The 13,635-nt window shown below is 74.9% G+C and carries 14 protein-coding genes; 9 read left to right on the top strand and 5 right to left on the bottom strand.

Going from position 1 to position 13,635, the window contains the following annotated elements:
* Positions 1 to 53: 53 nt before the first annotated feature.
* The 3 genes from LC193_RS15155 to LC193_RS15145 all read left to right on the top strand — a co-directional run bounded on the left by LC193_RS15155 (position 54) and on the right by LC193_RS15145 (position 2,522).
* Positions 54 to 845 carry a glycerophosphodiester phosphodiesterase gene (locus LC193_RS15155; protein WP_226074725.1) on the top strand — a complete coding sequence of 264 codons (792 nt, stop codon included), beginning with the start codon at positions 54 to 56 and terminating at the stop codon, positions 843 to 845.
* Positions 846 to 997: 152 nt separating this feature from the next.
* On the top strand, positions 998 to 1,432 hold the full coding sequence (locus LC193_RS15150; protein WP_318842161.1) for an ATP-binding protein: 435 nt from the start codon (positions 998 to 1,000) through the stop codon (positions 1,430 to 1,432).
* A gap of 112 nt (positions 1,433 to 1,544) precedes the next feature.
* Positions 1,545 to 2,522, top strand: a complete 978-nt coding sequence (locus LC193_RS15145) for a DUF5926 family protein (protein ID WP_226074724.1) — start codon at positions 1,545 to 1,547, stop codon at positions 2,520 to 2,522.
* Positions 2,523 to 2,772: 250 nt separating this feature from the next.
* Here the strand turns inward: LC193_RS15145 and LC193_RS15140 are convergent, their stop codons facing one another.
* Positions 2,773 to 3,441, bottom strand: coding sequence for a bifunctional DNA primase/polymerase (locus LC193_RS15140; RefSeq protein WP_226074723.1), 669 nt, complete (start codon positions 3,439 to 3,441; stop codon positions 2,773 to 2,775).
* 395 nt (positions 3,442 to 3,836) lie between these two features.
* On the opposite strand from LC193_RS15140, the gene LC193_RS15135 reads away from it, so the two are divergent.
* Positions 3,837 to 5,255 carry a PP2C family protein-serine/threonine phosphatase gene (locus LC193_RS15135; protein ID WP_226074722.1) on the top strand — a complete coding sequence of 473 codons (1,419 nt, stop codon included), beginning with the start codon at positions 3,837 to 3,839 and terminating at the stop codon, positions 5,253 to 5,255.
* 140 nt (positions 5,256 to 5,395) lie between these two features.
* Entirely contained in the window at positions 5,396 to 6,856 is a 1,461-nt protein-coding gene (locus LC193_RS15130) for an aminopeptidase P family protein (RefSeq protein ID WP_226078649.1), read from the top strand.
* A 134-nt stretch (positions 6,857 to 6,990) separates the two neighbouring features.
* Here the strand turns inward: LC193_RS15130 and LC193_RS15125 are convergent, their stop codons facing one another.
* Positions 6,991 to 7,494 (bottom strand): peptidylprolyl isomerase, encoded by a 504-nt coding sequence (locus LC193_RS15125; protein ID WP_318842204.1) that lies wholly within the window; start codon positions 7,492 to 7,494, stop codon positions 6,991 to 6,993.
* 315 nt (positions 7,495 to 7,809) lie between these two features.
* On the bottom strand, positions 7,810 to 8,358 hold the full coding sequence (locus LC193_RS15120; protein ID WP_226074721.1) for an AAA family ATPase: 549 nt from the start codon (positions 8,356 to 8,358) through the stop codon (positions 7,810 to 7,812).
* 147 nt (positions 8,359 to 8,505) lie between these two features.
* Here LC193_RS15120 and LC193_RS15115 point away from each other — a divergent pair, with 147 nt between their 5' ends.
* Entirely contained in the window at positions 8,506 to 9,153 is a 648-nt protein-coding gene (locus LC193_RS15115; protein ID WP_226074719.1) for a DedA family protein, read from the top strand.
* Between the two features lie 116 nt (positions 9,154 to 9,269).
* Here the strand turns inward: LC193_RS15115 and tatA are convergent, their stop codons facing one another.
* Entirely contained in the window at positions 9,270 to 9,551 is a 282-nt protein-coding gene (gene tatA, locus LC193_RS15110) for a Sec-independent protein translocase subunit TatA (RefSeq protein WP_226074717.1), read from the bottom strand.
* Between the two features lie 238 nt (positions 9,552 to 9,789).
* On the opposite strand from tatA, the gene LC193_RS15105 reads away from it, so the two are divergent.
* Complete coding sequence (locus LC193_RS15105) at positions 9,790 to 11,127, top strand: hypothetical protein (protein WP_226074715.1); 1,338 nt, start codon at positions 9,790 to 9,792, stop codon at positions 11,125 to 11,127.
* Between the two features lie 28 nt (positions 11,128 to 11,155).
* Here LC193_RS15105 and LC193_RS15100 read toward each other — a convergent pair whose 3' ends face one another.
* Positions 11,156 to 11,590 carry an ATP-binding protein gene (locus LC193_RS15100; protein WP_226074714.1) on the bottom strand — a complete coding sequence of 145 codons (435 nt, stop codon included), beginning with the start codon at positions 11,588 to 11,590 and terminating at the stop codon, positions 11,156 to 11,158.
* A gap of 216 nt (positions 11,591 to 11,806) precedes the next feature.
* On the opposite strand from LC193_RS15100, the gene LC193_RS15095 reads away from it, so the two are divergent.
* Entirely contained in the window at positions 11,807 to 12,601 is a 795-nt protein-coding gene (locus LC193_RS15095; RefSeq protein ID WP_226074712.1) for a hypothetical protein, read from the top strand.
* A gap of 109 nt (positions 12,602 to 12,710) precedes the next feature.
* The gene (locus LC193_RS15090) at positions 12,711 to 13,472 is read left to right on the top strand and encodes a YcnI family copper-binding membrane protein (RefSeq protein WP_226074710.1); all 762 of its coding nucleotides are present in this window, start codon (positions 12,711 to 12,713) and stop codon (positions 13,470 to 13,472) included.
* The last annotated feature ends 163 nt before the right edge of the window (positions 13,473 to 13,635 follow it).

The raw sequence follows: 13,635 nt of genomic DNA, 5'->3' as shown, positions 1-13,635 counted from the left end.
TAAGCCCCGTCCGACATTCCGCCCCCCGGCCACGCGCGTGGCACCATGTCGCGGTGACCGCCGACCGTCGTCCCATCAGGGTCATCGCGCACCGGGGGGCCTCGGAGGACGCCCCGGAGCACAGCCTGGCCGCGTACCGCCAGGCCATCACGGAGGGTGCGGACGCCCTGGAGTGCGACGTCCGGCTCACCGCGGACGGGCACCTGGTGTGTGTACACGACCGCCGCATCAACCGTACCTCGAACGGTCGCGGCGCCGTCTCCGCACTGGAGCTGGCGCAGCTGGCCGAGTTGGACTTCGGCTCCTGGAAGTCGCCGGCCGGCACGGGCGCCGAGACCCCCGACTCCGCCGATCCGGAACGGACCACCGTGCTGACCCTCGACCGGCTGCTCCGGCTGGTGGCCGAGGCGGAACGGCCCGTCGACCTGGCGATCGAGACCAAGCACCCCACGCGCTGGGCGGGCCAGGTCGAGAGCCGGCTGCTCGACCTGCTCGCCCGGCACCCGCTGCCAGGCCAGGTGCGGGTGATGAGCTTCTCCGCGCGTTCGCTGCGCCGGGTGCGCCTCGCGGCCCCTGGGCTGCCGACGGTCTACCTGATGCAGTTCCTGCTGCCGCGGCACCGCGGCGGGCGGCTGCCCGCGGGCAACCGGATCGCCGGGCCAAGCATCCGCATCCTGCGGCGCGACCCCGGTTACGTGGCCCGCGCGCACCGGGCGGGACACGAGGTGCACGTGTGGACCGTGGACGATCCCGCGGACGTGGAGCTGTGCGCGCGGCTGGGCGTGGACGCCATCATCACCAACCGGCCGCGCACGGTGCGTGAGCAGCTCGACCGCCTCGACTGAAACAGGAGTCTCCTCCTTTCACCCGGCGTGCCCCGGCGCATTCGCTTCGTATCCGCACGTTACGACTGCGTCAACAGATCTTGCATGGCCGGTTTCCGCCGTACGCCGGGAGGGCACCAATCCCATGGCGTGGGGCAAAGGAGGTGTCGGGGGTGGCGCTCGTGGTGACACAGCACGTTCCGGCGTCGTCGTCCATGTCGGTGTCCCACGGACCTGCGGGCGTGGGGGCGGCGCGGAGGCGAATGCGTTCGGAATTGCGCGAAAGTGGAACGTCGGAAACGATCATCGAGGATGCCGTTCTGATTCTTTCCGAACTCCTCAGTAATTCCTGGCGACATGCGAGGCCGCTCGACGAGCGGGAGCAAATCCGCGCGTCCTGGAGTCGCGACGACGACGGCGCCCTCACCATTTCGGTCACCGACGGCGGGGGGCCGACGCGGCCCCGACCATCGTCACCCTCCGTGACCGCCAGGGGAGGCCGCGGGCTGACGATCATCACGTCCCTGGCCCGCGCGTGGGGCGTTCGGGAGACGCCGGCGACCGGCGCCGTGACCGTCTGGGCCGTCCTGCCGGCGCTCGCCGCCTGAGGGGGCGCGCGCCGCCGGGGCCAGGACGCGGCCCGGTCCGGCGCGGTGCCGGGGGCAGCCCGTAGGCTCGCGGCACAGCCGTCCGCCTCACGCAGCAGGAGACCCGCAGACTATGGCCAAAAAGCGCCGCCCCCGTACCCAGCCAAGCGCCCCGGCCGCGGCCCGGCTCGCCGACGGCGAGGTCCCGGTCGTCGGGGCCAGGGAGCCGTGCCCCTGCGGCTCTGGCCGCCGCTACAAGGCGTGCCACGGGCGGGCCGCCGCCCAGGCCGCGACGGAACTGGTGCAGCGCCCGTTCGAGGGCCTGACCGGCGAGTGCGACTGGGTCGCGCTCCGGGAGCTGGTGCCCGCGGCGACCGCACCGCTGGTCCTGCGCGACGGGCTGCCGGAGGGCGTGCCGTCCGTGACGCTCGCCACCGTGCTCCCGATGGCCTGGCCGGCGCTGCGCCGGGACAACGGCGAGGTGCTGCTCGCCGTGCAGAACGACACCGCGACCGGCGACCTCAGCCGCGACCTCGCGGACGTGCTGCTCCGTGCGTTCACCACGACCCCGGGCAACCCGGTCGCCGCCGGCCGGCCCGCGCCCGACGGCCCGCGGCTCCAGGACCTGCTCGACCCCGAGGCGCCGTTCGAGCCGGTCGTCCACGAGGGTTTCGAGTTCTGGCTCGACGACGCGGAACGGGCCACGGGCGACGTGGCGGCCTCGCTCGAACGGGCCAACGCCGCCGCGACCCCCACCGTCCGGCTGACCGGCGTGGACGCCGCCTACTGGTGCAGGACGCCGGAGAAGAACCACCTGCGCTGGGTCATGCGGCACCCAGAGGAGCAGCTGCTCGACGCGCTGGCCAGGCTCCAGGCCGCGGGAGCGACCTCGCTCGGCGAGGACACCCGCCTGGTGGGCTCCTTCCGCGCGCACGGCCTGACCGTTCCGGTGTGGGACCTGCCGAGCGCGCACGGCGCGCAGGAGTGCGAGAAGCCGGCGGCGGCGTTCGGCGAGCGGCTGGCCGAGGCGCTGACCGCCACCGCGCCGCTGACGCCCGAGGAGCGGCGCGCCCGCGACGGCCTGACCAACCGCCAGATCACGCTCAACTGACGGGACGACAGCCTCCGGGTGGCGCGGGCGTGTTGGCGGCGCGCGGGCCCGCGCACGCCCGGACGGCGTGATTCCAGTCACAACTCCCGCCATTCGGCGGTAGTTCGGCCGGTTCATCGGCGCCATGGGATTTGCGAATCCCCGATGAGTTGTTACCTTCTGATGAGGGCCCGGTCGCTGGTGCATCCCCCGTCGCCAGCGATCGGGTCCGCCCATGTGCGCCCGCGCGCGGCTCCCCCCTCGGTGCGCCTCACAGCGCCAGCCACCCGCCCGGCTCGGGCGCGTTGAGGCCGGCCTCCACCAGGGCGTCGATCAGGTCGGCGGCCCGCGGCAGCGGCACCCGGCCCTCCGTCGGCTCCGGCTCGCGCGCCCACCCCACGCCGCCCGACCCCGTGCGCGACGGCGGCAGCGGAACGTACCCGCCCGGCCCGTGGAACCGCAGCGAGCTCGGCACCCGGTCCAGCGCCCCGAGCAGCTCGCCCAGCTCGGGCAGCCCGTAGGGCTCCACCAGCAGCATCCAGCGCGTCGGCGCGGCGACCACGGGACCCGTGGGCACCGCGCGCCGTTCCAGCTCGGCCAGCGCGCCCGCGGCGGCCACCGCGGGCAGGCTCAGCGCGCACGGCGCCCGGCCGCCCGTGGCGAGCACGATCGGCGCCGAGGGCCGCGCGGTCCACCACCACTGCACCATCCGCGCGTCGGTCGTCGCGGCGAGCAGGCCGGGGTCGACGGGGTGCGCGCCGGGCACGACGCAGTTCGCCCGGGGGCAGCCGCACGTCCCGTCCGCGTCCGTGCCGACCCCCGGCAGCACCGGCCAGCCCCACTGCCGTGCGTACACCAGCGCGGCTCCGCGCAGGGCGAGACCGTGGCCATGGCCCTTGCCGTTACCGTTCGTGCGTCGCTCTCCGAGGATCTCGCGCATCGGCGCTCGTCCCTTCCCGTCGCGGGTCAATTGCACCAGGTGGAACACTGATCACCGTACGTAGCGGGTCGCGCTGGGGAACAGCGGCGGGCACCGTGGGCCTGGCCGCCTACCGGTAGGGACGTCACAACTCGACGGTCCGTTCCGATATGTACCCAGCCCGCCCGGCGCGATCCGCCGCCGGGTCCGACCAGTCGATCGTGGGCGGACCGACTCGTCGCTTCTTTTCCGCCAATTCCGCCAAAGTCGCTCCGGCCCGGCCTGTCGGACCGGGAACGCACCCGCCACCTGGGCATCATCCTTCAAGGAAGGACAGTACTTGACACACGTCCGTCCCCAAGGCACCCGCGGCTTGTCCCGAAGTGACGCTCACCACCTGGGGGTTTTTCTCGCCCATGAGCACCTCGCCCCCGCCCAAAGTGGCTGGAACCCACCAGGCACTGCCCACGGTGCCGCAGACTTCGGGGCCGTTCGACGGCCCGCCGCCGGGTCGGCCCGGCGGTGTCCAGGACCGGCTCGCCTCGTGGATCTCCGACCTGACCACGCTGCACGGACTCATTGAACGCCTGGGCCGCACAAGGACGTTGGCCGAGGCGCTGAACGAGACCCTGCGCGCGGGCGCGGGCCTGGTCGGCGCCAGGCGCGGCCTGGTCTCCCTGTGCCCCGCGGACGGGCTCGGCCCCGAGCGGATGACCGGGTTCGGTCTCGACCGGGCCGATCTCGGTCACATCGAAACGGTACCGGGCCGGTGCGTCGGGCTCGACCTGGCGGGCGGCCCGCGCGGCGCCGCGGCGAACGTGCTGCACCGCGACATCGCCGCCGACGAGACCGCGCACCCGAGGCACCGCGAGGTGGCGGCGCGCCTGGGGTTCGCCGCGAGCTACGCCGTCGCGCTGACCGCGCAGCCGGCCGGCCGGCTCGGGGCCGCCGTGTGGCTGTACGACGAGCCGGGGCAGCCGGACGCGCGGCAGCGGCGGCTGCTGGCGCACTACGTGCGCCAGGCCGGCCAGCACATCGCCAACCGGCTCGAACTCGCGCGCGTGCGCGCCGATCTCGGCGGGGTGCGCGAGGGGTTGCTGCCGACCGGGCTGCCGCGGCTGCCCGGCGTCTCGCTCGCGCTCAGGCACCGGGCGGGCGCGCGGGGCGGCGGCGTGTTCTGGGACGCGCTCGCGCTGCCGGACGACGCGCTCGGCCTGGCCGTCGGCGGCGTCTGCGGCGACGGGCCCGCGGCGCTCGCCGCGATGGGCCGGCTGCGCGCCGGGCTGCGGGCCTACGCCGTGATGGAGGGCGAGGACCCCGTCGCGGTGCTCTCCGACCTCGAACTGCTGCTGCGGCTCACCGAGCCGGGCCGCGCGGCCACCGCGGTCTTCTGCCACGCCGAGCCCGCCGCGCGCCGGCTGGTCCTGGCCTCGGCCGGGCACCCGCCGCCGCTGGTCGTCGGCCCGGCGGGCGCGGTGTTCGCCGAGACGGCGCTGTCCGCGCCGTTGAACATGCTCGCCTGCTGGGAGGCCCCGAGCGTCGAACTCCGCGTCGGCGGCGGAGAAACGGTCCTGCTGTACAGCGACGGCCTGCTCCACCGCACCGGCCGGCCGCTGGACGGCGCGTTCGCCCGGCTCAGGGCGGCGGCCGAGGGCGCGGACCCGGCCACGCGCGCCGACCCGGGCGCGCTCGCCGACCACGTGCTGCGTGCCGTGCTCCCGGCGCCGGGGCCGCCCGGCCTCCCGGGGACCGAGGACGCGCACGGCGGCCCGGGCGGGCGGGCCGGGGCCGCGGGCGGCGCGGACGTCGTGCTGCTCGCCGCCCGTTTCTGCTGACGCGGGCCGGCCTTGCGCCCCGGCCGTCCGGCGCTGTCGCGGTGTCGGTGCCCCCGCCTACCATGGACGCCTGTACCGATGTGAGGAGGCACGACGTGGCGGAGGAGCAGGCGGCGGGGCAGGGCACCGAACCCGGGGCGGTGGCGGAGCAGGGGGACGCCGACGGCACGGGCGAGGCCGGGCAGCAGCCCGCCAAGCCCAGGAAGAACGGCGTGGCCCCCCAGGTCTCCGACGAGCTCGCGGAGAACATGAAGCAGGGCTGGGCCGACACCGAGCGCCACGACCTGGAGCCGGTCCCGCAGGCCGAGCACACCGCGCGCCGCCGCGCCGCGCTGTCCGCCCGCTTCCCGGGCGAGCGCCTCGTGGTCCCGGCCGGGCGCCTGAAGACCCGGTCCAACGACACGGAGTACCCGTTCCGCGCCGCCGTCGAGTACGCCTACCTCACCGGCGACCAGACGGAGAACGGGGTGCTGGTCCTCGAACCTGCGGGCGAGGGCCACGACGCGACGCTGTACCTGCTGCCGCGTTCCGACCGCGAGAACGGCGAGTTCTGGCTGAGCGGCCAGGGCGAGCTGTGGGTGGGCCGGCGGAACAGCCTGACGGAGGCCGCCCGCCTCTACGGCCTGCCGGTCGAGGACATCAGGACCGTTCCCGACCTGCTGCGCGGCGCGAGCGGCCCGGTCCGCGTGGTGCGCGGGCACGACACCGTGGTCGAGGAGGCGCTGCGGGACAAGGTGACGGCGGAGCGGGACGAGGAGTTCCGCGAGTTCCTGTCCGAGATGCGGCTGGTCAAGGACGACTTCGAGATCGCCGAGCTGACCCGGGCCTGCGACTCGACCGCGCGCGGCTTCGAGGACGTCGTCCGCGCCCTCGACCGGGCGCAGGCCACCTCGGAGCGGTACATCGAGGGCACGTTCTTCCTGCGCGCCCGCGTCGAGGGGAACGACGTGGGCTACGGCACGATCGCCGCCGCGGGCCCGCACGCCACGACGCTGCACTGGGTGCGCAACGACGGCCCGGTGCGACCCGGCGACCTGCTGCTGCTCGACGCGGGTGTGGAGACCACCGAGCTGTACACGGCGGACGTCACCAGGACCCTGCCGGTCAGCGGCCGGTTCACCGAGCTACAGCGCCGCATCTACGACGCGGTGTACGAGGCCCAGGAGGCCGGTATCGCGGCGGTGCGGCCGGGCGCGAAGTACCGCGACTTCCATACCGCGGCCCAGCGCGTGCTCACCGAGAAGCTGGTGGAGTGGGGCCTGATCGACGGGCCGGTCGAGCGCGTGCTCGAACTGGGCCTCCAGCGCCGGTGGACGCTGCACGGCACGGGCCACATGCTCGGCATGGACGTGCACGACTGCGCGGCGGCGCGGCGCGAGACGTACGTGGACGGCACGCTGGAGCCGGGCATGTGCCTGACCGTCGAGCCCGGCCTGTACTTCCAGGCCGACGACCTGACGGTGCCCGAGGAGTACCGGGGCATCGGGGTGCGGATCGAGGACGACATCCTGGTGACCGAGGACGGCAACGTGAACCTGTCGGCCGCGCTGCCCCGCCGGGCCGACGACGTCGAGCGCTGGATGGCGGAGCTGCGCGGCTGAGGCCGCGGGCGCGGGGGCGCGGGGCCCGCGCCCCCGGCCGTCGCCGGGCGGGCCGGTGACGACGGCGGCGGGCCGGGGGTGTTCTCCCCGGCCCGCCGCCGTCGTGTTCTGTCACGTCCTCGGGGGACGCGGGCTCACTCGACGCTGATGGACTCGATGACCATGTCCTCGACCGGGCGGTCCTCCGGGCCGGTCTCGGTGGTGGCGATGGCGTCGACCACCGCGCGGCTCTCGTCGTCGGCGACCTCACCGAAGATGGTGTGCATGCCGGTGAGGTGCGGGGTGGGGGCCACGGTGATGAAGAACTGCGAACCGTTCGTGCCCGGACCCGAGTTGGCCATGGCGAGCAGGTACGGCTCGTCGAACGTCAGGTCCTCGTTGAACTCGTCCTCGAACTGGTAGCCGGGGCCGCCGCGTCCCGTGCCCTCGGGGTCGCCGCCCTGGATCATGAAGCCGTCGATGACGCGGTGGAAGATGGTGCCGTCGTAGAGGGGTTCGTCGCCCTCCTGCGCGCCCCAGGGCAGGGAACCGTCGGCCAGGCCGGCGAAGTTGGTGACCGTCAGCGGCGCGGCCTCGGGGAAGAGGGTGACCGCGATGTCGCCCTGGTTGGTGTGGATCGTCGCGCTCGTGGCCTCGATCGGGTCGATGCCGGACGGCCCCGCGAGCGCTCCCTCGCCGGTGCCGTCCCCGGGCGGCTCCTCCTCCGAGGGCGCGGATTCGGAGGACTCGGGGGGCGAGGTCTCCTCGTTGTCCGCGGAGTCGTCGTCCGAGCCACAGGCGGTGAGCAGACCCACGCAGAGCAGGGCGCCCGCCAGTCGGCGGGGGGTGCGCGTCATGTCGGTGCCTTCCGGGTACATGCGGGCGGTCAGGGCAGCAGGCTCATCATGCCCCACGTACGCCCCAGGCGTCTCCCCTGCCGTACGCGCCCGTGCGGGCGCCGCGCGCGCCGCTCGTCAGGTGTCGACGCGGGCCTCGGGCAGCCCGGCGAGCAGCGCGTCGACGGTCTCGCGCGGCGTGAGGTCCGAGCTGTCGAGCCACAGACCGAGGCGCGGCGTCGCGCGCAGCCCCGCGTCGAGCGCTTCGACGGTCCAGGGCCCGTACCCCGACTTGGCACGCGCGGCCTCGCGGGCCGCCACCACCTCGGGGCGCGGCGCGAGCACGACGACGTACAGCGGGCGCGCGCGCACGCGCGCGACGTAGGCGGGGAGGTCGTCCCCGAGCAGGATGTCCTGCACCACGGCGGTGAACCCGGCCTCCGCGTACTGGTCCGCGCAGCTCGCGGACAGCCGCTGGCGCAGGTGGAGTTGGGCCAGCGCCCCGGGGGTGGGCTCCGGCAGCATCTCCTCGCGGCCGGAGACGATCATGCGCCGGAACACGTCCCCGCCGACGTGCGCGGCGCGGGGCAGGCGCCCGGCCAGTTCCTTGGCCACCGTGGTCTTGCCCGACGCCATGATGCCGGTGATGAGGATCACGGCCCCGTCCGTCTCCGCACTGGTCAACACGCGCCGGTCCTCTCTCATCCTTATCGGTGGTGTGGCGACCGTATCCGGGTGGGGGGCCGGCTTGCATCGATAATCTGATCACCGCTCCCCCGCCCTTCGACCGACTGGCTCCCGCCCTTTTTCCTGGACGTCCTGGGACGGTTCGTGATGCACACGCTCGCCGCCGGTCCGGCCTGGATGGCGCCGGAACGGATCATCGACACCTTCGGACTCATCGGCATCGTGGTGATCGTCTTCGTGGAGTCCGGTCTGCTGATCGGGTTCTTCCTGCCGGGCGACCCCCTGCTGTTCGCCACCGGGCTCGCCGTCTCGTCCGGCGAGTACCTCGACCATCCGCTGTGGCTCGTCTGCGCGCTCATCGTGGTCGCCGCCGTGGCCGGCGACCAGACCGGGTACGCGATCGGCCGCCGCGTGGGTCCCGCGGTCCTGCGCCGTCCCGGGGCGCGCTTCCCCCGGCCCGAGCACGCGGCGAAGGCGGAGGCGTTCTTCGCGCGGCACGGCAGGGCCTCGCTGATCCTGGCCAGGTTCGTGCCGGTGGCGCGGACGTTCGTCCCGGTCATCGCGGGCGCGAGCCGCATGGACTACCGCACGTTCGTGGTGTTCAACGTGCTCGGCGGCGTGCTGTGGGGCGCGGGCGTGACCCTGCTCGGGGCGGGGCTCGGGCAGGTCGCCTTCGTGCGGGACAACGTCGGGGTGATGCTCATGGCCGTGGTGCTGCTGGCCGCGGTACCGATGGCGGCCGAGTACCTGCGGCTGCGCCGCGCGGCGAAACGCCCCCGGCCGCGCCGCCCCTGAGGCGTCGGCTCGGGGATGTCGCCTCGGCGGCCCGGCCGGGCGGCCTCCCGGCCCGGGCCGGGGCGCCCGGTCGGGCCGGAGGCGGGGTCATGGCGGTGCGGCGGTGCCGCGCCGCGTCAGCCGGCGGCGGGCCTCGGCTCCTCCACCGGGCGCGCGGTCGTGACGTCTCCAGGGGCCGCCTTGATGGTCTTGGCCACCGGCGGCGTCTGGGCTTCGGCGTCCTGCGCCGGCTGCGGCGCGGCCGAGGCGTTCTCCGCCTTCATCGCGGCCGTCTCACTCTTGAGGATGCGTGCGGACTTGCCGAGCGAGCGCGCGATGTCGGGGAGCCGCTTCGCCCCGAAGATCAGCAGCACGATGACGGCGAGCAGGACGAGCTCCCGTGCTCCGATCTGGCCCATGACTTTCACCTCCAAGGAGACGTCACAATGACGTCCACACCATCAGCCACGGTAGCGCGGTGGAGGTGAAGTTTGTATAAATCGAAAGACAATACCCCGGCGTATCGCCGCCCCGGTATGTCACATACCCGTCGTTTCCCCGCGGAGCGGACACACCCTCGGGAAACCGTTCACCTTATGGGATGATCCACAGCGCCATCGGTCGGCGGCGGACAACACAGGGGCGGGGGCCACGCGCATGCACGTGAGGAAGCGGCTGAGGAACGCGGTCGTGGGCACCGCCGTCATCGGCGCGCTCGCCGCCTGCGGCGGCGGGGACGGCGACGGCGGCGGCACCCCGCGCGGCGGCCAGGACAAGACGGGCACCGGCGAGACCGCCGAGAACACCGGGACCACCGAGGACGCGCTGGGCGCGCCCGCGACCCGGCTGACCGTTCCCGCGCACTACGACACGGGACGCGGCTGGGAGCTGCCGCTGGCCGGCGGCGAGGAGCCCATGGTGCTGCGCGGCGCGGGCGCGGTCGCGACCTTCGGCGCCGGCGAGCACGGGGACGCCCCGCGCCTCACCGTGCTGGACGCGGCCACGGGCGAGCCCCGGTGGTCGAGCGCCGCCATCGAGCCGGTGCACGAGAACGCGGTGCCCGAGGCGTTCCCCGCCACCGTGAACGGCGAGGAGTACCTGATCGCCTGGTCCACCGGCGCCTCGGGCGCGGACGTCATCGACCGCGGCGACGAGGTCGTCGTCCTCGACGTGTTCGCCGCCGACGGCTCGGGGAACGGCGCGGAGCCGCTGCGCCGCGTCGAGGTGCCGGGCGCGGGCACCGCGCGGGCGGGCGGCGCCGCGCTGCTGGTGGAGCGGGAGGACGGCACGGTGGTCGGCGTCGACCCGGCCACCGGCGAGACCACCGAGCACGACGAGGACGCCCTGGTCCCGCCCGCGGTCTGCAAGGACTGCGAGCCGGGCGGCGACATCGTGGCGCTCACGGCGAACGGGCCGCTGGTGGCGGGGCACTCGGCGTACGACGGCTTCTGGGTGCCGGGCGGCTGGGCGAGCCACGAGAACGTGCCCGAGGGCGCCGATCCGGCGGCCGAGCCCTCGGTGACCTGGGTGACGGACGACGTGCTCGTGGCCGCGTGGCCGAGGACGGACGGCGGGTCGGTCAGGACCGTGCTCGACGCCGCCACCGGCGAGCGCACGGCGACCGCGGAGTGCCAGGAGAGCGAGGGCGCGGCGAACGACCCGGACCACTCGGTGTTCTCGCCCGACGGCCGGTACCTGGTGCACGGGGCGCTCGTCTTCGACCTGCGCGAGGGAGGCGGCCACTGCTTCGAGCCGACCGCGGACACCAACGCCGTGGAGTTCACCGCCGCGGCCGACAGCGGAACGGCGTTCGGCGTCGCGGACGTGCGGGCCGAGGGCGCGTGGTCGGCGACGCCGACGCCCGTCCAGCTCGACATCGCGTCCGGCGAGGTCACCGAGACGGCGGCGGACGCCGTGCTCCCGCTCGCGGACCTGGCCGGGGCCGGGCTGTTCGTCGAGGGCGGCACGCTGGTGGTCTACCACCACGCCGGGTGACCGCCCGGTGAACGCCCGCCGGGGTCCTTCAGGACGCCTTGAGGCGGGCGTTGTCCCGCCACTTGAGGATCTTGTCGAACGTCACGACCGCGCCGCTGCCCGGCTGGTTGTCGAATCTGACCCGGTCGGACAGGGCCTCGATCAGCCGCATGCCCCGGCCGCCCGGCTGGAGCTCGCGCGGCTCGGGGCGCGGCAGCACGGCGCCGAGCGGGAACCCGGGCCCGCAGTCCGTGACCTCGATGCGGCACACGTCACCGTCGATGGACGCGGTCACCCGGTAGCTCTCGGAACGGGCGCCGCCGTGCTGCACGGCGTTGGAACACGCCTCCGAGAGCGCGACGGACAGTTCGTGCGAGATGTCCGCGTCCACCCCCGCGGTGTCCATGGCACCGAGCAGCAGCCGCCGGGCGAGCGGGACGCTGGACGCCTCCCGACGCAGTTGGAGAGACCACCAGATGCTCATGCTCCAGCCTCCTGGCCGCGGCTCGACATATCCGTAGGTATTGCCTACTGGCGCGCGGCGTAAGCACGGTATTGACGCAACACCCCCCGTTCGGCGGACGTAACGGTACATAAACCCCATGTGCGGATAGATCACCATGGTTGTCCGCCCGTTTCGCAACTTTTCCGCGCCCCCGCGCCCCCACTGTCCGCCCCCCGGTGAGATGATGACGCCGCCATGCGTGCCGGAGCCGATCTGCGACTGCTGCGCGCCGCGGTCTTCGCGGCGGCCTGCGTCGTGCTTGCCGCGACCGGCCACGTCTGGGCGGCGGGCCACGTGCCGCACGCCGCCGCGCTCGCGGCCGGCTGGGCCCTGGTCCTCGTCCTCACCGTTCCGCTCGCCGGACGGGAACGGCGTTCCGTGCCCGCCTGCGCCGCCGCGCTCGCCGCCGCTCAGGTCGCGCTGCACGTGCTGTTCTGCCTCGGGCGCCCGGCGCCCGCCGGGCCCGGCGCGGCGCACCACGGGGGCGCGAGCGACACCATCGCGCTCGCGGCCCGGCTCCTGTGCGACGGCCACGTGTTCCCGCTCACGGAGGAACGCGCCGCGCGCCTCCTCCACGACGCCGGGCTCGGCTCGCACGTCGCGAGCGCGCCGGGCACGGGCACGGGAACGGGCACGGGCGCAAGTGGGAAAACGGGCGCGGGCCTCGGCGACGCGCTGGCCTCGCTCGCCACCGCGCCGATGCTGCTCGGCCACCTGCTGGCCGCGCTCGCCACCGCCTGGCTGCTGCGCCGCGGCGAGGCCGCGCTCTGGCGGCTGGTCCGGCTGTCGGCCCGCTGGTCCGCGCCGCTGCTCCGGCTGCTGCGCGCCGTGCTGCGCGCTCTGCGCGCGCCCCGGTCGGCCCCGCCGACCCCGCGCGCCCCGCGCCGCCGCCACGACCGGCTGCCCGCGCCGCGCGGCACCGTGCTCGCCGCCGCGACCACGCGCCGCGGCCCCCCGCTCCCGGCGCACGACCTCGCTCTCGCGGCCTGAACGCACCCACGGAAACCCGGCCGGGTGCGCCGGTGCCGCGCGCTCGTCCGACCCCGGAAGCCGCGGATGTCCCGGCTTCCTTCCGCATCGCGCCCCCGTGGAGTGCTCCATGACCATCAACCGCACGCGTCTGGCAGCGGGTTCGGCCCTGACCGCCGCCACCCTCCTCGTCCTGACCTCGGCGCCCGCCTGGGCCCACGTCACCATCGACCCGGCCGAGGCCCCGGCCGGCGGCTACACCACCCTCAACGTCAAGGTGCCCAACGAGCGCGACAACGCCTCGACGGTCCAGCTCGAACTGCACCTCGACCCCGAGCACCCCGTGCCGTCCGTGATGCCGCAGCCCGTCCCGGGCTGGGACGTGGAGGTCACGACCGCGGAACTCGACGAGCCGGTCGAGATCCACGGCAGCGAGGTCACCGAGGCGCCGAGCGTCATCACGTGGACCGGCGGCGAGATCAACCCCGGCACGTTCCAGCAGTTCCCGCTGTCCGTCGGTCCGCTGCCGCACGGCACGGACCGGCTGGTGTTCGACGCGATCCAGACCTACGACAACGACGAGGTCGTGCGCTGGATCGAGGAGCCCGTCGACGGCGAGGCCGAGCCCGACTACCCGGCGGCCGTGCTGCGGCTGGCCGAGGGCGAGGGCGGCCACGGCGCGCCCGCCGAGGGCGCGTCCGACGACGCGGCCGGCGGCGACGCCGACGCGGCCCACGCCGAGGGCGAGCCGGTGGCCGCCGAGGACGGCGACTCGGGCGGCTCCGACATGCTCGCCCGCGTGCTCGCCGTCGGCGGCATCGTCGTGGGCGCGGCGGGCGTGGCGCTCGGCGTCCTCGCCGGCCGCCGCCCGAACGGCCCCGCCGCCGGCTGACCGGAACCGCCGGCCGCTGACCGGCACCGTCACCGAACAACCGGGAACCGAACGACCGGAATCCACCGGCGCACGACCACCGGCCCCGGCCGTTCCGCCGCCCACCCGCCACGGGCCCGGGCGCGGAACGGCCGCGGGGCCGCCCCGAGACACCACCCCGCCC

The sequence above is a fragment of the Streptomyces marincola genome, from assembly GCF_020410765.1.
In the GTDB taxonomy this organism is placed as follows: Bacteria; Actinomycetota; Actinomycetes; order Streptomycetales; family Streptomycetaceae; genus Streptomyces; species Streptomyces marincola.
The sequence above is the reverse complement of the archived record's forward strand: the minus strand, read 5'-3'. Positions and strand labels throughout refer to the sequence as shown.